This window comes from Limnohabitans parvus II-B4 (genome assembly GCF_003063455.1).
GTDB classification, from domain to species: domain Bacteria; phylum Pseudomonadota; class Gammaproteobacteria; order Burkholderiales; family Burkholderiaceae_C; genus Limnohabitans_A; species Limnohabitans_A parvus.
In genome coordinates this window covers 1-17,789 of sequence record NZ_NESN01000003.1, presented here as the reverse complement: position 1 = coordinate 17,789, position 17,789 = coordinate 1, and the positions used below count along the sequence as shown (strand labels likewise).

16 protein-coding genes and 1 pseudogene are annotated in these 17,789 nt (G+C 60.5%); 8 read left to right on the top strand and 9 right to left on the bottom strand.

Annotated features, from left to right (window positions below; genetic code table 11):
* Window positions 1-37 precede the first annotated feature (37 nt).
* Window positions 38-373, top strand: coding sequence for a DUF6172 family protein (locus tag B9Z37_RS08530; protein WP_108312614.1), 336 nt, complete (start codon window positions 38-40; stop codon window positions 371-373).
* 239 nt (window positions 374-612) lie between these two features.
* Here B9Z37_RS08530 and B9Z37_RS08525 read toward each other — a convergent pair whose 3' ends face one another.
* From B9Z37_RS08525 to dusB, 4 genes are read right to left on the bottom strand one after another with little or no spacing between them, the layout of a single operon-like run.
* On the bottom strand, window positions 613-1,866 hold the full coding sequence (locus tag B9Z37_RS08525) for a DEAD/DEAH box helicase (protein ID WP_108312613.1): 1,254 nt from the start codon (window positions 1,864-1,866) through the stop codon (window positions 613-615).
* 23 nt (window positions 1,867-1,889) lie between these two features.
* Window positions 1,890-3,476 carry a bifunctional phosphoribosylaminoimidazolecarboxamide formyltransferase/IMP cyclohydrolase gene (gene purH, locus B9Z37_RS08520; protein ID WP_108312976.1) on the bottom strand — a complete coding sequence of 529 codons (1,587 nt, stop codon included), beginning with the start codon at window positions 3,474-3,476 and terminating at the stop codon, window positions 1,890-1,892.
* 20 nt (window positions 3,477-3,496) lie between these two features.
* Window positions 3,497-3,736 (bottom strand): Fis family transcriptional regulator, encoded by a 240-nt coding sequence (locus B9Z37_RS08515; protein ID WP_108312612.1) that lies wholly within the window; start codon window positions 3,734-3,736, stop codon window positions 3,497-3,499.
* On the bottom strand, window positions 3,733-4,764 hold the full coding sequence (gene dusB / locus B9Z37_RS08510) for a tRNA dihydrouridine synthase DusB (protein WP_108312611.1): 1,032 nt from the start codon (window positions 4,762-4,764) through the stop codon (window positions 3,733-3,735). Before dusB ends, B9Z37_RS08515 begins: the two co-directional genes overlap by 4 nt.
* 155 nt (window positions 4,765-4,919) lie before the next feature.
* On the opposite strand from dusB, the gene B9Z37_RS08505 reads away from it, so the two are divergent.
* Both B9Z37_RS08505 and B9Z37_RS08500 read left to right on the top strand, forming a co-directional pair.
* Window positions 4,920-5,402, top strand: coding sequence for a YqaA family protein (locus tag B9Z37_RS08505; protein WP_108312610.1), 483 nt, complete (start codon window positions 4,920-4,922; stop codon window positions 5,400-5,402).
* Window positions 5,399-6,343, top strand: a complete 945-nt coding sequence (locus tag B9Z37_RS08500) for an alpha/beta fold hydrolase (RefSeq protein ID WP_108312609.1) — start codon at window positions 5,399-5,401, stop codon at window positions 6,341-6,343. The genes B9Z37_RS08505 and B9Z37_RS08500 overlap by 4 nt, the downstream gene beginning before the upstream one ends.
* A gap of 100 nt (window positions 6,344-6,443) precedes the next feature.
* On the opposite strand, the gene ychF is transcribed toward B9Z37_RS08500, so the two are convergent.
* Window positions 6,444-7,535, bottom strand: a complete 1,092-nt coding sequence (gene ychF / locus B9Z37_RS08495; protein ID WP_108312608.1) for a redox-regulated ATPase YchF — start codon at window positions 7,533-7,535, stop codon at window positions 6,444-6,446.
* Between the two features lie 263 nt (window positions 7,536-7,798).
* Between ychF and B9Z37_RS08490 the strand changes: the two genes are divergently transcribed.
* The 4 genes from B9Z37_RS08490 to B9Z37_RS08475 are packed head-to-tail and all read left to right on the top strand — an operon-like array spanning window position 7,799 to window position 11,970.
* Entirely contained in the window at window positions 7,799-8,962 is a 1,164-nt protein-coding gene (locus B9Z37_RS08490) for an FAD-dependent monooxygenase (RefSeq protein ID WP_108312607.1), read from the top strand.
* 42 nt (window positions 8,963-9,004) lie between these two features.
* Window positions 9,005-9,721, top strand: coding sequence for a DsbC family protein (locus B9Z37_RS08485; protein WP_108312606.1), 717 nt, complete (start codon window positions 9,005-9,007; stop codon window positions 9,719-9,721).
* On the top strand, window positions 9,718-10,176 hold the full coding sequence (locus B9Z37_RS08480) for a DUF3429 domain-containing protein (RefSeq protein ID WP_108312605.1): 459 nt from the start codon (window positions 9,718-9,720) through the stop codon (window positions 10,174-10,176). Before B9Z37_RS08485 ends, B9Z37_RS08480 begins: the two co-directional genes overlap by 4 nt.
* Before the next feature lie 12 nt (window positions 10,177-10,188).
* Entirely contained in the window at window positions 10,189-11,970 is a 1,782-nt protein-coding gene (locus B9Z37_RS08475; protein WP_108312604.1) for a M61 family metallopeptidase, read from the top strand.
* Window positions 11,971-12,009: 39 nt separating this feature from the next.
* Here B9Z37_RS08475 and paaK read toward each other — a convergent pair whose 3' ends face one another.
* The 3 genes from paaK to B9Z37_RS08460 all read right to left on the bottom strand — a co-directional run bounded on the left by paaK (window position 12,010) and on the right by B9Z37_RS08460 (window position 14,725).
* The gene (gene paaK / locus B9Z37_RS08470; RefSeq protein ID WP_108312603.1) at window positions 12,010-13,311 is read right to left on the bottom strand and encodes a phenylacetate--CoA ligase PaaK; all 1,302 of its coding nucleotides are present in this window, start codon (window positions 13,309-13,311) and stop codon (window positions 12,010-12,012) included.
* Between the two features lie 173 nt (window positions 13,312-13,484).
* Window positions 13,485-13,922, bottom strand: a complete 438-nt coding sequence (gene paaI / locus B9Z37_RS08465) for a hydroxyphenylacetyl-CoA thioesterase PaaI (RefSeq protein WP_407067230.1) — start codon at window positions 13,920-13,922, stop codon at window positions 13,485-13,487.
* Entirely contained in the window at window positions 13,922-14,725 is an 804-nt protein-coding gene (locus B9Z37_RS08460; RefSeq protein ID WP_108312601.1) for an enoyl-CoA hydratase-related protein, read from the bottom strand. The genes paaI and B9Z37_RS08460 overlap by 1 nt, the downstream gene beginning before the upstream one ends.
* A gap of 152 nt (window positions 14,726-14,877) precedes the next feature.
* Between B9Z37_RS08460 and B9Z37_RS08455 the strand changes: the two genes are divergently transcribed.
* A complete protein-coding gene (locus B9Z37_RS08455; RefSeq protein WP_108312600.1) occupies window positions 14,878-15,657 on the top strand; it encodes an enoyl-CoA hydratase in 780 nt (259 codons plus the stop codon).
* Here B9Z37_RS08455 and B9Z37_RS08450 read toward each other — a convergent pair.
* Window positions 15,647-17,789 (bottom strand): annotated as a pseudogene (locus B9Z37_RS08450) (hypothetical protein); the annotation flags it as partial. The gene B9Z37_RS08455 and the pseudogene B9Z37_RS08450 sit on opposite strands and share 11 nt — an antisense overlap.

The window sequence follows — 17,789 nt, the reverse complement described above, 5'->3', positions numbered from 1 at the left end:
TCCGGACCGGGCGCTTGCCTATTCCCTTGGACTCCCCATGAAAAAGAACTTCCCCCTGCAAGCCGAAGGCAAGCACCCCGACCGCGTGCTCGAAGCCGTCAAGCACGAGATCCGCAAATACTTCAAACGCGAGCGCAACCGCGATGTGCCCAAGGGCGTGGACTTTTGGGACTTTGACTGCAAAGTGGGCCTGAACGCCGACACCGCCGAGGTGGTGCGCGTGAGCGCCGTGATCGAGGCGGTGGACGCTGCAGCCAAGGCGGGCGCAACGTCGGTCTATGTGGAAATTTTGAGCAAGCACGGTGTACGCGTCCTCAAAGCGCAAGACCAAGCTGATGGTGAAGACCATTTCGACGATCTGAACAACGCCTGATTTTCCAGGCTAGCACCCTCAGAAAACCCGAAGAAATGGATGCCCGATCAAGTCGGGCATGACAAGAAACTGTCACACCCGTGGATACGGGTATCCATGACCCCCAACCCCTAGATGCCCGATCAAGCCGGGCATGACAAGAAGCTGTCATACCCGCGCATGCGGGTATCCATGACCCCATAACCCTGGATGCCCGATCAAGTTGGGCATGACAAAACCGGAGGGGGCGATTCCTCGCCCTAATCGGGCTTGTTCGAAGCCTCAGCTGCCGCAGCCCGCAATTTGTCTTTCTTGCTGGGGCGCGAACCCTTGATGCCCCCATTGCCGGGTGAAGGCGGTGGCGGGGTTTCGGTTTGCTCAAAGCCTGCGACCTGCTCCAGTGGCAGTTCCAGGCTTTCGCGTTTTTGAATCAGCTGCCAGTGCGCCAGCGCGGCGGCGGTGACAAAGCTCACCGCGTCACCATGCGCACCGGCACGGCCCGTGCGGCCAATGCGGTGGGTGTAGTCGGTGGCCGAACGTGGCAAGTCGTAGTTGACCACCACGGGCAGCATGGCGATGTCGATCCCGCGTGAGGCCAAGTCGGTGGTGACCACCACGTCCCAGCGCCCTGCTTTGAATTCGCTCAGCACTTCCTGGCGTGCGCCTTGGCTCATCTCGCCGTGGAAGGGCGTGGCAAACACGCCCGCTTTGTAGAGCTTGTTCGCCACATGCTCGCAGGCGTAGCGCGTGGCCACAAACACCAGCACCTGCTTCCAGACGTTTTCTTTAATTAAATGGCGCAGCAAGGCGGTGCGGCTTTTCTCATCGACCGCGATGGCGCGTTGGCTGATGTCGGGCTTGTGACCCTCAAAGGCCTCCACGGTGATGCGCACGGGCTGGCGCAGCAACTTGGCCGCCAAAGCTTCGACTTCGGGCGCAAAGGTGGCCGAAAACAACAAGGTCTGGCGCTTGGCAGGCAGCAGCGCCAGCACGCGTTGCAACTCATCCGAAAAACCCAAATCCAGCAGGCGGTCGGCTTCGTCCAGCACCAGGTGCTGCACATCGGCCAAGCGCACGGCGTTTTGGTCGATCAAGTCGAGCAAGCGGCCGGGCGTGGCCACCACGATGTCGGCCCCGCCGCGCAGCGCCATCATTTGCGGGTTGACCGAAACGCCGCCAAACACGGTGTTCACTTTGAGCGACTGCGGCAGCTTGTAAGCCAGATTGGCCAGCACATCGCCCACTTGCACCGCCAGCTCACGCGTGGGCACCAACACCAGCGTGCGCACGGGGCGGCGAAAGTTGGTCTGGCGCGGGGAGGCCAGCAAGTGTTGCAACAGCGGCAAGGCAAAAGCCAAGGTCTTGCCCGAGCCGGTGGGCGCAGTGGCCCACACGTCGGTAGATTTCAAGGCAGCAGGAATCGCCTCGGCCTGGATGGGGGTGGGGGCGTACAAGCCCATGTCGCCCACAGCGCGCAAGAGCGCGGGGGTCAAGCCGAGTTGGTTAAAGTTCAAAATAGTCCGATCAGTGGCGCGAATCAATGGCGGAAGTGCCGCACGCCTGTGAACACCATCGCCACGCCACGCTCATTCGCCGCGTCGATCACTTCCTGGTCGCGCATCGAGCCACCGGGCTGTGCCACGCAGGTCGCGCCCGCATCCACCACCACATCAAGGCCATCGCGGAAGGGGAAGAAGGCGTCGCTCGCCACCACGGTGTTTTGCAGGCTCAGCTTGGCGGCTTCGGCCTTGATGCTGGCGATGCGAGCCGAGTCGAGGCGGCTCATTTGGCCAGCGCCCACGCCCATGGTCATGCCGTTTTTGCAGAACACGATGGCGTTGGACTTGACGAACTTGGCCACTTTCCAGGCGAACAGCAGGTCATTCAACTCTTCAGGCGTGGGTTGTTTGACGGTGACGATTTTCAGGTCAGCCAGAGCCAACTCGTGGTTGTCCGCGCTTTGCAGCAACAGGCCTGAGCCCACGCGTTTGGTTTCGAGTGCGTTGCGCACGTCGCCGTAGTTGGCGGGCAAGGCAATTTTCATCAAGCGCACATTCACTTTGCTCTTGAACACTTCCAGCGCTTCAGCGCTGAAGTCAGGGGCCATCAGCACTTCGACGAATTGCTTGCTCACCGCCTCGGCAGCGGCTTTGTCCACGGGGCGGTTGAAAGCGATGATGCCGCCGAACGCGCTGGTGGGATCGGTCTGGAAGGCCTTGCTGTAGGCCTCCAGCGGGTTGGCACCCACGGCCACGCCGCAGGGGTTGGCGTGTTTGACGATCACACAAGCCGAGCCATCAAAGCTCTTCACACACTCCCAAGCCGCATCGGCGTCGGCGATGTTGTTGTAGGACAGTTCCTTGCCTTGCAACTGCACGCCCGTGGCCAATGAACCGGCCGCAGGGGCCAGGTCGCGGTACCAAGCGGCTTGTTGGTGGCTGTTTTCGCCATAGCGCAGGTCTTGCACCTTGACGTATTGCTCGTTGAACTGGCCGCTGAACTGGGCACGCTCGGGCACATATTCTTCGCTCAGTTTCTCTGCTTCAAAGTTGACGCTCGACAAGTAGTTGCTGATCGCGCCGTCGTATTGGCTGATGCGGTTGAACGCGGCCACCGACAGCGCAAAGCGCAGCTTGTCGCTGAGTTTGCCGTTGGCTGTGAGTTCGGCCATCACGGCCGGGTATTGGCTGGCGTCGGTCACGATGCCCACGTCTTTCCAGTTCTTGGCGGCAGAGCGGACCATGGCGGGGCCGCCGATGTCGATGTTCTCGATCGCGTCGGCCAGTGTGCAACCGGGCTTGGCCACGGTGGCTTCAAACGGGTAGAGGTTGACGATCAACAGATCAATCGTGTCGATGTTGTGCGCTTTCAAAGCGGCCATGTGCTCGGGCGTGTCGCGGCGGGCCAGCAGGCCACCGTGCACTTTGGGGTGCAGGGTTTTCACACGGCCATCGAGCATTTCGGGGAACTGGGTGACTTCGGCCACTTCGGTCACGGGCAGGCCTTGCTCGGCCAGGAGTTTGGCGGTACCGCCGGTAGAGATCAGGCTCACGCCCAGGGCGTGCAGGTCTTTCGCCAAGTCGACGATGCCGGTTTTGTCAGAGACGGAGATGAGGGCTCTCATGGGGGGACTTTCTTCAAAATTCATTTCAACAAATCGTGTTCGAGCAATTTCTTGCGCAGGGTGTTGCGGTTCAGGCCCAGCCATTCGGCAGCACGCGACTGGTTTTGGCCCGACTGGCTCATCACCACGTCAAGCAGGGGTTTTTCCACCAGCTTGACCAGCATGTCGTACAGACCTGTCGGGTCGGTGCCGTCCAGGTCGCGGAAGTAGGTTTCCAGGTTGGCCCGGATGCAGGTTTCAATCGATTGGGGTTCGCTCATTGCAATGTCTCCAAAACCGGCTGTGCACGCTGCGCGGGCAAGCGGTCCATCTGGCTGGCCAAGCCGTCCAGGTAATGGGCCACCGCAGCCAACTGCTGCGGGGCGGTGTTCAAGGTGTTCATGTGTTCACGAAATGCGTCGCCGCCGGGCAGATGGCGCACATACCAGCCGATGTGTTTGCGGGCCGAGCGCACCCCGGTGTATTCGCCATACAGGCCGTAGTGGTCTTGCAGGTGCTCCAGCAGGGCCCGGCGCACCTCGGCCATCAAGGGTGGCGCCAAGTGTTCGCCCGTGGCCAAAAAGTGGCCGATCTCGCGAAAGATCCAGGGGCTGCCTTGTGCGGCACGCCCGACCATCACGGCATCGGCGCCGGTGAACTGGAGCACATCGCGGGCTTTTTCGGGCGAATCGATATCGCCATTGGCCACGACCGGAATGCGCAAAGCGGCTTTGACGGCGGCCACGGTGTCGTATTCGGCCATGCCTTTGTAGCCCTGCTCACGCGTGCGCCCGTGCACGGTGACCATCTGTACCCCGGCACTTTCGGCAGCGCGGGCCAGGCTCAAGGCATTTTTTTCGGCGTCGCACCAGCCGGTGCGCATCTTCAGGGTCACGGGCACGCCGTGCGGCTGGGCGGCGGCCACCACGGCAGAAATGATCTCCAGCGCCAGCGGCTCGTCCTGCATCAGGGCAGAACCCGCCCATTTGTTGCAGACTTTTTTGGCCGGGCAACCCATGTTGATGTCGATGATTTGCGCGCCCCGGTCGATGTTGTAGCGGGTGGCGTCGGCCATCATCTGCGCTTCGGTGCCCGCGATCTGCACCGCGATCGGGCCGGGCTCGCCGTCGTGGTTGGCGCGGCGCGAGGTTTTGAGCGAGGCCCACAGGTCTGGCCGTGAGGTCACCATTTCGCTCACCGCATAGCCCGCCCCAAACTGCCTGCACAACTGGCGGAAAGGCCGGTCCGTCACCCCCGCCATGGGGGCGACAAACAAATTGTTGGGCAAAAGGAAGGAGCCAATCTGCATGACTGGAGGTGGTTACCGAAATGGGGAATGCTTAAAAAGGAGGCACGATTGTAGTTGCTTAATATTTCAGCAGCTGACATGTGAATGTGCTAAGCGCTGATGCAGCGCAAACGCCCACCACCCACCGCCTTGTGCACCTCGCTACACTGAGTCCGATGGAAATCTGGCTCAATCAATTGCTGCAATGGCTGGCACTGCCCCAGCACGGCCTCAGCACCGTGTTTGTGGTGTCTTTCATCTCGGCCACCTTGTTGCCCCTGGGCTCGGAACCTGCCGTGTTTGGCTTGGTCAAACTCAACCCCGAACTGTTCTGGTACGCCATCGGGGTGGCCACTGCGGGCAACACGCTGGGCGGCATGCTCAGCTGGTGGATGGGCTGGGGTACGCACCAAGCAGTGGACCGCTGGAAACAATCCAGCACAGACCGGCAGGCCCTGAAATGGCTTCAAAAACTCGGGCCCAAAGCCTGTTTGCTGTCCTGGCTGCCGGTTGTGGGTGACCCGATTTGCGCCGTGGCGGGCTGGCTCAAAATGCCGTTTTGGCCTTGCTCGCTGTACATGGCCATCGGCAAATTCGTGCGCTATCTGGTCATGACGGGTGCATTGCTCTGGGTTTTCCCTCAAGGCGTGATGACATGAGAATCTCCCAAGGACTTCGGTGGCTGGCTCTGGCTGTTTTTTTGATATTGGCCGCAGGCATCGGCCTGTCGTGGGCAACTGATCGCAGCGCAGACAGCTTGAAGGCCCGCTGGGCAACTGCGCCCTCCCAATTCTTGGAGGTGCAAGGCATGCAGGTGCACCTGCGCGACGAAGGCCCCAAGGACGACCCCGAGCCCATCTTGCTGATCCATGGCACCTCGGCCAGCCTGCACACTTGGGATGGGTGGACGGCGGCCCTGACAAGCCAACACCGCGTGATCCGCATGGACTTGCCCGGCTTTGGTCTGACGGGCCCCGCGCCGGACAACGACTACCGAATCGAGCGGTATGCCGACTTCATCGTGGCCCTGATGGACAAACTCCAGATCCGTCAGGCGGCATTGGCTGGCAATTCACTGGGCGGCGGCATCGCGTGGCGCACGGCGGTGCAGCACCCCGAGCGGGTCAGCCGCCTGGTGTTGGTGGATGCCATCGGTTACCCGCTGCAATCGACTTCGGTACCGCTGGGCTTTCGGCTGGCGCAGATCGACTGGCTCAAACCGGTCATGCGACAACTCCTTCCCCGCCGCATGATCGAGGGCAGTGTTCGCAATGTGTACGCCAACCCGGACAAGGTCAGCCCCGAACTGGTGGACCGCTATTACGAACTGACCCTGCGCGCAGGCAACCGCGAAAGCCTGACTCAGCGCATGAAACTGCGCGAGACCGATGCCCTGTCCGCCGGGCTGATCAAAACCATTGGGCAGCCCACGCTGATTCTGTGGGGTGCGCAGGACAGGCTCATCACCGAACCCTCTGGCCAGCGTTTTCACCAGGACATTGCAAGCAGCCAATATGTGGTGTTCGAAGGGCTGGGCCATGTGCCGCAGGAAGAAGACCCCGAACGGACCGTTCAGGCTGTGAAAGCGTTCCTGAACTGACATGGCAGGCCATCACGGGATGGCCCTTGGGAGGATGGCCACCGAATGCCCATGAAAAAACCGCTCCTGGGAGCGGTTTTTTCATGGCGAAAGCACCCAATCAGGAGCTGAACAGGAAGTTCATCACGTCGCCATCCTTGACCACATATTCCTTGCCTTCTGCGCGCATCTTGCCCGCGTCTTTGGCACCTTGCTCACCCTTGAAGGCGATGAAGTCATCAAACGCGATGGTCTGAGCGCGGATGTAGCCTTTTTCAAAGTCGGTGTGGATCACGCCCGCTGCTTGTGGACCGGTGTCGCCCACATGGATGGTCCAGGCACGCACTTCTTTCACGCCTGCGGTGAAATAAGTTTGCAGGCCCAGCAAGGTGTAAGCCGAGCGGATCAGGCGGTTCAGGCCGGGTTCGTCCTGACCGATTTCCTTCAAGAACTCCAGGCGGTCTGCGTCATCCATCTCGGACAACTCGGCTTCGATCTTGGCGCAGATGGCCACCACAGGCGCGTTTTGCTTGGCCGCAAAAGCCTTGAGGCGGTCGAGGAAAGGGTTGTTCTCGAAGCCGTCTTCCGACACGTTGGCCACGAACATGGCGGGCTTGGCGGTGATGAAGAAGAACTGCTTGAGTTCAGCACGCTCTTCTTTGCTGAAGTCGATGGTGCGCACCGGTTGGGTGTCGTTCAGGGCGGCTTGGCACTTTTCCAAAATCGCCAGTTGCTTGACGGCTTCTTTGTCACCCGAGCGGGCAATTTTGCTCACGCGGTGGATGGCCTTTTCGGCAGCGGCCAAGTCGGCCAGGCACAGCTCGGTCTGAATGACCTCGATGTCGGCAATCGGGTCCACCTTGTTGGCCACGTGGATCACGTTGTCGTCTTCAAAGCAGCGCACCACGTTGACGATGGCGTCGGTTTCACGGATGTGGGCCAGAAACTTGTTGCCCAGGCCTTCACCCGTGCTGGCACCAGCCACCAGGCCGGCAATGTCCACAAACTCGACGATGGCGGGCACGATGCGCTCGGGCGTGATGATCTCGGCCAGCTGCTGCAAACGCGGATCGGGCACCTCGACCACGCCGGTGTTGGGTTCAATGGTGCAAAAAGGGTAGTTCTCGGCGGCAATGCCGGCTTTGGTCAGGGCGTTGAAAAGGGTGGATTTGCCAACGTTGGGCAAACCCACGATGCCGCATTTGAGGCTCATGGAAGGCTTTCGGTGATTCGGGAAACAACTGGCGATTTTAACGGGTGGCCCGACCCTGCTGACTTTGCCAGCATCCACGTCGGCATTCACTTTGTCATGCCCGCGCACGCGGGCATCCATGGTGGCCGAAGGCAGCAGGCATGGCCCCCCGATCGAGTCGGGGGTGACAAAAGTCTAAGTCGGGGGTGACAAAGGTCTAAGTCTGGCGAGGCAAGTGTCGGGAGGGAAAGACCGAACAAAGGGCTGCCACCTACAATACTGGCATGGCAAACCCTCCCGATATTTGCATCCGTGGTGCTGGCATTGTGGGCCGCACTTTGGCCCTGTTACTGGCCCGTGAACGTCTGAACGTGGCCTTGGTGGAGGCCCCCACCCCAGCGGCCACCGCTGACGTGCGGGCTTACTCGCTCAATGGTGCCGCCATGGCTTTGCTGCAAGACCTGCGATGCTGGCCCGACAGTCCGGCCGTGACCCCCGTGCACCAGATGCAGGTGTGGGGCGACCACGGCGGCCAGCTGAACTTTGGTGCCACCGAACAAGGCGTGGACGAACTCAACTGGATGGTGGATGTGCCGGTGCTGGAAGAGCGCTTGGCGGCAGCGGTGAAGTTTCAACCCCAGATTGAAGTGGTGCAGGCCCCGCTGGCCGCACCGCTCACCGTGGTGTGCGAAGGCCGCGCCAGCCAGACCCGGGCCGAGCTGGGTGTGGGCTTTGACATCACCCACTACGAACAGCATGCCGTGGCAACCCGCCTGGTCTGCGAACAGGCGCACCAAGGCATCGCCCGGCAATGGTTTGGCTGGGGCCAGGTGCCCGGTCTGTCACAGCCCCAAGCCGAAATTCTGGCTTTGTTGCCTTTGGGTGGCGAAGGCGGGCACGAGGTGGCACTGGTCTGGTCGGTGCACTCCTTGCGGGCACAAGCGTTGATGTCACTGGACTCAGAGGACTTTGCGGCCGAATTGGGCCAAGCCTGCAGTTTGGCACTGGGCCGCATGAGCCTGTCGGCCGTGCGGGCCGTGTGGCCGCTGCAACTGGCCCGCGCCGAGCGCTGGATCGGTGCCATGCCGGGCACGACAAAACAGTCTTTTGCCCTGGCGGGCGATGCGGCACACGCCCTGCACCCCCTGGCAGGCCAGGGCCTGAACGTAGGACTGGCCGATGTGGCCGAGCTGGTGCGCGTGATCAAGGCCAAGGAATTCTGGCGGCCCCTGAACGATCTGAAACTGCTGCGCCGCTACGAACGAGCCCGACAGGCCGACGTGCAAGCCATGGGCCTGGTGACCGATGGCTTGCAGCGCCTGTTTGCCCAACCCAGTCCGCTGTGGCAAAACCTGCGCAACTGGGGCATGCGCGGCTTTGACCGCAGTGGCCCGCTGAAAAACTGGATGACACAACAAGCCATGGGGCAATCACCTGGTTCGCGTTGACCCCACACTGAAACCCCACTTTTTGAACCCGAAAGAAATCCAATGAAGTTTGTCCGTTTGATGCTGGTGTCGCTCGTGGCGCTGGCATCCCTGTCCGCCAGCCTTGCTTGGGCACAGGAAGCCACCATCCGTAAAAATCTGAGCGAGCGCTTGGCCAATCTGCCCAGGATTGACGAGATCAGCAAAACCCCCATGAACGGCTTGTACGAAGTCCGCATGGGCAACGATGTGATGTACAGCGATGCCGAAGGCAACTTCCTGATCCAGGGTGCACTGATCGACGTGAAGCAAAAGCGCAACCTGACCGAAGAGCGCATGGAAAAATTGTCATCCATCCCATTTGACCAATTGCCCCTGAAAAACGCCTTCACCCAGGTGCGCGGCAACGGCAAGCGCAAGCTGGTGGTCTTTGCCGACCCCAACTGCGGCTACTGCAAGCGCTTTGAAAAAGACCTGCAAAAGCTGGAAAACGTGACGATTTACCACATGCTTTACCCGATTCTGGGCGACGACTCCAAAACCAAATCCAAAAACATCTGGTGCGCCAAAGACAAGGCCAAGGCCTGGAACGACTGGATGATCAACGGCACGCCCCCTGCGGCGGCCAACTGTGACACAACGGCCGTGGACGCCAACGTCGAATTTGGCAAAAAACAACGCATCACGGGCACCCCCACGCTGCTGTTTGCCGATGGCTCACGAGTGCCCGGTGCCGTGCCGATCGCACAAGTCGAAAAAATGCTGGCAGAAATCAAATGATGAACACCCCCCACCCCGAAGACCCCACCTGGCACCTGATCCGCCGCCTTGGCTACGCCGGTTTGATTCCGTTTGTCTTTTTGGCGCTGTGCCTGTGGTCGGTTGGCCCGGACATTCATCCTTATGTGGCGCTGTCCATGCAAAGCTACGGCGCGGTGATCGTGTCCTTTTTGGGCGGCATCCATTGGGGCGTGGGTTTTCGCAACGCGCTGATCACCCCCAACGCACCACGCATCCATTTCACCTGGGGTGTGGTGCCCACCTTGCTGGCGTGGGTGGCGGTGATGATGCCCGCGTTTGCCGGCTTGCCACTGCTGGGCTTTGTGTTGATCGGCTGTTATGTCATGGACCGCCGCACCTGGCCTGCCGCAGGGCTGGCACCGTGGCTGCCCATGCGCTTGCAGCTGACCATCGTGGCCAGCCTGAGCTGCTTTTTGGCAGCGGGTGCAACCTGAAAACGGCCACGCATGACCGCCATCCACTACACCGTTGAAGCCGCTGACCTGCATGCCCACCTGTTTCGGGTCACGCTGACCATCCCCGAACCGGCGACGCAGCAAACCGTGTCGCTGCCAGTCTGGATTCCGGGCAGTTATCTGGTGCGCGAGTTTGCCAAAAACCTGCAACACCTGACGGCCAAACAAGGCCGCCGCTCGGTGGCAGTGGGCCAACGTGACAAGTGCACTTGGGAGATGGCCTGCAAGCCGGGCCAGCCGCTGGTGCTGAGCTACGAGGTCTACGCCTTTGACAACTCGGTGCGCACCGCCTGGCTGGACAGCCAACGCGGTTTTTTCAATGGCACCAGCCTGTGCCTGCGCGTGCACGGGCAAGAAACACAGCCGCACCAACTGCAGCTCAATCCCGTCAAGGGCCAGGCCGACTGGCAAGCCGCCACGGGCCTGACCCCGGTCAAAACCGACAAAAAAGGCTTTGGTCTGTACCAGGCCGCACACTACGACGAGCTGGTGGACTGCCCGGTGGAGCTGGGCACGTTCTGGAGCGGCAGCTTTGTGGCCTGCGGCATCCCGCACCGCTTTGTGGTGGCCGGGGCCCTGCCCTCGTTTGACGGCGACCGCCTGCTGGCCGACACGCAAAAGATCTGCGAAGCCGAAATCCGCTTCTGGCACGGCACGGGCAAACAAGCGGGCAGCAAAGCCCCGCACAAAAATTACCTGTTCATGCTCAACGCCGTGCACGACGGCTACGGCGGGTTGGAGCACCAAAACAGCACCGCCCTGATCTGCAACCGCGCCGACTTGCCGCGCCAAACAAACCAGCATGCCACCCCGCACACCAACGAGGGCTACACCACCTTGCTGGGCCTGATCAGCCACGAGTACTTTCACACCTGGAACGTCAAGCAACTGCGCCCCGACGCCTTGGCCCGTTACGACTACACCCAGGAAAACTACACACAGCTGCTGTGGTTTTTCGAAGGTTTCACCAGCTATTACGACGACCTGCTGCTGCGCCGGGCAGGCCTCATAGACGAAGCCACCTACCTCAAGCTGCTGGGCAAAACCATTGCGCAAGTGCAGCAAACCCCGGGCCGCCATGTGCAGACCGTGGCGCAGGCCAGCTTTGACGCCTGGGTGAAGTACTACCGACAAGATGAAAACACCCCCAACGCCACCGTGAGCTACTACACCAAGGGCTCTTTGGTGGCGCTTTGCCTGGACCTGGCACTGCGCCAAGAAGGCCAGACGCTGGACGCCGTGATGCGCGGCCTGTGGAAGCGCTGCAAAGCAGGGCCCATGCGCGAACAAGACCTGCTGGACGAGTTGCAGGCCCTCACGGGCCGCAGCTGGCAAGCTGAAATCAAAGCCTGGGTGCACAGCACCACCGACCTGCCCCTGCGCGAGCTGCTGGCGGGGCAAGGCATTGAAGTCAGCGCCGAGATCGCCAACATGGCCCAACGCCTGGGCCTGCGCGTGAACGAGGCCGGGGGTAGCGTGCAAGTCAAGGGCGTGCTGCGCGGCAGCGCCGCCGAAGCGGCAGGGCTGGCCGCTGGCGACGAATGGCTGGGGCTGGATGTGTGTGCAAGCCCTGCAGCGCGTGCCCAAGGTGGCAGCTGGCGTCTGAACAAACTCGACGACCTGCCCGCGCTGCTGGGCAAAGAACACCAGCTGGTGGCGCTGGTCTCACGCGACAAACGCCTGCTGCGCCTGTCCCTGAAAGTGCCCGAACAGGCCAGTGGCTGGAAACTGGCGATGCCTGCAGGCCGAAAAACGGGCTGGCCATCGGTCTGATTGGATCCGCAGGAACCGGCCTCCTGGCGATGTCGAACGTCACTTCTTGCGCAAATCCACCACGCGTTTGGCCTTGCCTTGGCTGCGCTCGACGCCGCCTTCGGCCTTGAGCTCAATCGCCACGCTGGAGCCAATGAACACCTTGATCTCGTGCTGCAGCAGCTTGGCGGCAGCGCGGGCTTCGATGCTGTCGGGTGACACACCGGGCTTGGTCTCGATGACGACCTTCAAATCGTCCATTGGGCCTTCACGGGTCAGCACGCACTGGTAGTGCGGGGCCAGTTCGGCGCGTTTCAAGATCAGCTCTTCGATCTGGCTGGGAAACACGTTCACGCCGCGAATGATCATCATGTCGTCGCTGCGGCCCGTGATCTTTTCCATGCGGCGCATGGTGCGGGCCGTACCGGGCAGCAGGCGCGTCAGGTCGCGCGTGCGGTAGCGGATGATGGGCAGCGCTTCCTTGGTCAGGCTGGTGAACACCAGCTCGCCCATTTCGCCATCGGCCACCGGCTCACCGGTCTCGGGGTTGATGATCTCGGGGTAGAAATGGTCTTCCCAGATGGTCGGACCGTCCTTGGTCTCGATGCATTCGCTGGCTACACCGGGGCCCATCACTTCGGACAAACCGTAGATGTCTACCGCGTCGATGGCCATGCGCTTTTCGATCGCGGCGCGCATGTCGTTGGTCCAGGGCTCGGCGCCAAAGATACCGATGCGCAACGAACTGCTCTTGGGGTCGATGCCCTGACGCTCAAACTCGTCGGCAATCGCCAGCATGTAGCTGGGCGTGACCATGATGATGTTGGACTTGAAATCCTGGATCAGCTGCACTTGGCGCTCGGTCTGGCCGCCACCAAAGGGCACGACCGTCAGGCCCAGTTTTTCGGCACCGTAGTGCGCGCCCATGCCGCCGGTGAACAGGCCGTAGCCGTAGCTCACATGCACCATGTCACCGGGTTTGGCACCACCTGCACGGATGCTTCGGGCCACGACGTTGGCCCAAGTGTCGATGTCTTTGAGGGTGTAGCCCACCACCGTGGGCTTGCCCGTGGTGCCGCTGGACGCGTGGATACGGGCGCAGTTTTCACGTGGCACGGCGAACATGCCAAACGGGTAGCTGTCGCGCAGGTCGGCCTTCGTGGTAAAGGGGAACTTGGCGATGTCGGCCAGCGTTTTGCAGTCGTCCGGGTGCACGCCTGCGGCATCGAACTTGGCGCGGTAGACGGGCGAATTGGCATAGGCATGCTGCAAGGTCTGTTGCAGGCGCTTGAGCTGCAGGCTGCGCAGCTCGTCGATGCTGGCCTTTTCAATCGGCTCCAGGGGGAAGGCTTTTTCAGTCATTTGTGACTCCGAATTCAACAATCAATGGGGGCGGTGTTCAGTTTGGGGCGCGTGGAGGCATGGATTCCCGCCTGCGCGGGAATGACAAGCCAACACGCAGGAATGACAAAGGGCATGCGGGAATGACAAGCCAACACGCGAGAATGACAAAGGACACGCGGGCATGACACAAGTCATTCCGGCACCACAGAGCCCGGAATCTGCGCGCTCTTGCCACGGAACATGGCGATCACGTCGCCGTTCTGGTTGGTGACTTTCATGTCGTAGATGCCGTGACGTCCGCTCAGGGTCTGCTCGATGCCTTCGCAGGTCAACACATCGCCCAGCTTGCCGGGCTTCAAAAACTCGATGCTGCAACCCGCAGCCACCGCGTTCTTGTTGTAGCTGTTGCAGGCAAAGGCAAAGGTCGAATCGGCCAACGTGAAAATGAAACCGCCGTGGCAGATTTGGTGGCCGTTCAAGTGCAGCGGTTTCACCAGCATGCGCATCAAGGCGCGGCCGGGCTCGCAGGCCAGCAACTCCATGCCCATGGTGTCTTTGGACGCCACATCCACGGCGAACATGGTTTCGCCCACCTGGCGGGCAAGGGTTTGAGGGTCGGGTGTGCTCATCATTCGCCTTTGAATTGGGCAGGACGTTTTTCGAGAAAGGCCTGAACCCCCTCGAAATAGTCGTGCGTGCGACCCAGGGCCGACTGGGTGTCGCGCTCTGCATCCAGATGTTCTGACAAAGTGCGCGTGGTTGCCGCTTGCATGAGGGCGCGTGTGGCCACCAAGGCTTTGGTTGGCATCTGCGCCAGACGCTCGGCCAGCACCAGCGCGGCGGCCAGGGCATCGTCGGCCACGTCCCAGATCATGCCCCAGTCCTTGGCCTGCTGCGCACTGAGTTTGTCACCCGTCATGGCCAATGCCATGGCTCGAGCCAAACCCAGACGCTCCACCAGCAGCCAACTGCCGCCGGCATCCGGAATCAAACCGATCTTGCTGAACGCCTGAATGAAGCTGGCACCAGGTGCCGCAATGGCGATGTCGCAGGCCATGACCATCGATGCGCCTGCACCTGCGGCCACGCCATTGACCGCCGCAATGGTCGGCATGCGCAGCGTCTGCAAACGGCGCGTGCTGGGGTTGAAAGCCTGATCGATGATGGGACCAGGATCAGCACGCTCGACACGGTTGGGGCCGGGGGTGAAATCAAAGTCTGACAAATCAGCACCGGCGCAAAAACCACGGCCGGCTCCGGTGATGACCGCAGCCCGGATGGCCGGATTGGCTTCGGCTTGATCCAGTGCAGCCCACAGATCGTGGTGCATCTGGCGGGTGAAGCTGTTCAGGGCTGTCGGCCGATTCAAAGTGATCACGGCGACAGCACCGCGCGCTTCATACAACACGGTGGGGTTGGCGGCTTCGGTCATGGAAATTCTCCTCAATCAGCGAATTTACCATTAACCGACCGATCGGTTGGTTAATGTTTTCCCCTAGTTTCAAGCTGGACTGCGCCCAGTTTGACAGGTCCCATGCAGACAGCTTGGTTATAGTGGCCCGATTCATTCGCAGGAGAAACTCCATGAGCTACGAAACCATCGAAGTCCGCACCGAAGGCGGCAAAGTCGGCATCATCACCCTGAACCGCCCCAAAGCCCTGAACGCGCTCAACAGCCAACTCATGGACGAGCTGGGCGCGGCCCTCAAGGCCTTTGACGCCGACGAAGCGATCGGCTGCATGGTCATCACCGGCAGCGAGAAAGCCTTTGCCGCAGGGGCTGACATCGCTGCCATGGCCAAATACAACTTCCACGAGGTCTACAAAAACGACTTCATCACCCGCAACTGGGAAACCATCCGCACCATCCGCAAGCCCGTGATCGCCGCAGTGGCCGGCTTTGCGCTGGGGGGTGGCTGCGAGCTGGCCATGATGTGCGACTTCATCATTGCCGCCGACAACGCCAAGTTCGGCCAACCCGAAATCAAGATCGGCATCATCCCCGGCGCCGGTGGCACCCAGCGCTTGCCCCGCGCCATGGGCAAGTCCAAAGCCATGGACCTGGTACTGACGGGACGCATGATGGACGCCCAAGAAGCCGAGCGCGGCGGTCTGGTCAGCCGTGTGGTGCCACTGGACAAGCTGATGGACGAAACCCTGGGCGCAGCCCTGATGATTTGCGGCTACGGCCAACTGGCCACCATGGCCGCCAAGGAAAGCGTCAACCGCGCGTTTGAAAGCGGTTTGTCGGATGGTGTGATGTTCGAGCGCCGCATGTTCCACGGCTTATTTGCCACCGCCGACCAAAAAGAAGGCATGGACGCCTTTTTGAACAAACGGGCACCGAATTTTGTCAACGGATGACCGCAGCATCTTTCACTGATTTCTGGACATTGGCTTCAGGCGCACATCGCTCCTCTTCGACTGAAGTGCAATTGACAGAAATCAGGTCTCCCACCTCAACAGTAGGCGCTTGTCCAGCACGCTGATCCAGATCGAGTTCCATCAACTTGGCTTCAGACGCCTTGCTGATTTCGCGCAATTTGACCCATTCAGACAGTTCATTGGACTCCGATGCAATCACAGCACCTGACGACCTCAATGCACTGATGGTGGCCGAGGAGGGTCGATTGGCAAACTTGATCCTTGGCGCGCCTCCGCTGGCGGACACCAAACCCCCTTGACCCACCGAAAAGCCCACATCACCAGAGGTCGAATTGAATTCCAAAGCGGTACTACCAGAAGATGTATCAATCACAAAGCGATTAGCCAAATAGCTTTGCAGACCTGACGTCGCCACATTGCCTGCGAAACGGATGGTCCCAACATTCGGCGTTGTCGGCATGCCAAACCGCACCTCTTGGTCACGTGGTTCCCCAGTAAGGTCACTGAAACGATCCGGAAGAATGCCATCGAGACGCGCCACGGTCGCGACAAGCCCCGCCAACTGTCTTCTTGACCCCACATCGGCCGCAAAAAAGATTTCAGGTTCAGGCAAACGAATGTCCAAACTGATGGCACGGGCATCCAGGGTATAGACACCATCGGTCCCGCCATAACCATCTACAGGACCATTGAACGTGATTTTAGGATCCATCGAATAGACGCGACGATAAGTACCGTTGTAGGCTGTGCCTCCCACATAGGTCGAACCATTGAATGCAATTTCTTCATACGCCGCAATATCACCTAAGAGATTGATGATGGGAGCAGTTACATCGAGGCGATAAATGCCAAAGTGGCGGGTGTAGTTGTCAAGCAAAGACGAACTTCTGTCGAGCGCGGCATCAAAGCCCACTTTGTCTTTGAAGGTGATCTGACCGGCCGCATTGAGTTGCAGACTGCGCATATTGGTTTTTGCGAAAACACCACCATCGACCTTGCCCAAAAAGTTCAAATCACCTGCGGACGAGGACATGCGAACCGGATAGACCATAGCCGTGCCACCGAACTCAGTTGTTACCAGAACACCTGTTGATCCACTGTCGGTTCGCATGTCGCCACTCAATGTCACATCGCCGGCATAGGTCTGCGTGCCACTGGTGTCGATGTCCGCACCAATGTTCGAAGCACCGCTAATGCTCAAGGTCGTGAGGCCGGTGTACGCCGCATCAATGTCTGCTGCACCGGCGATCGTCAACGCATTGCCGCCGCCAACCAAAGTGCTCTGGGTATGCACCGTGGAGGCGGTAAGGGTGCGGTCGCCACCACTGAGCGTGACTGCTCCGGCGTAGGTCTGTGTGCCGCTGGTCGTGATGTCCGCGCCAATGTTCGATGCACCGGTCACGCTCAGATTCGTAACACCAGAGACCGTGCCATCGATGTCTGCAACGCCGGTAATCGTCAGTGCATTACCACCACCATCCAAGGTGCTTTGCGTGTTCACAACAGAGGCCGCCAGAATGCGGCTTCCACCGCTGAGCGTCACTGCCCCAGCGTAGGTCTGCGTGCCGCTGGTGGTGACGTCTGCACCAATGCTCGATGTACCGGTCACGCTCAGGTTGGTGAGGCCAGTGACAGCGCCATCGATGTCTGCCGCAGCCAAGATGGTCAACGCATTGCCGCCTCCCACCAAGGTGCCCTGAGTGTTCACTGTGGACGCTGTCAAATTGCGATTTCCACCGCTCAAGGTGACTGAGCCAGAGTACGTCTGCGTGCCGCTGGTGGTGATGTCCGCACCGATATTCGATGTGCCTGTCACGCTCAAATTCGTAACGCCGGTGACTGTGCCATCAATGTCTGCTGCACCGGCGATCGTCAACGCATTGCCGCCGCCAACCAAAGTGCTCTGGGTATGCACCGTGGAGGCGGTAAGGGTGCGGCCGCCACCACTGAGCGTGACTGCTCCGGCGTAGGTCTGTGTGCCGCTGGTCGTGATGTCCGCGCCAATGTTCGATGCACCGGTCACGCTCAGATTCGTAACACCAGAGACCGTGCCATCGATGTCTGCAACGCCGGTAATCGTCAGTGCATTACCACCACCATCCAAGGTGCTT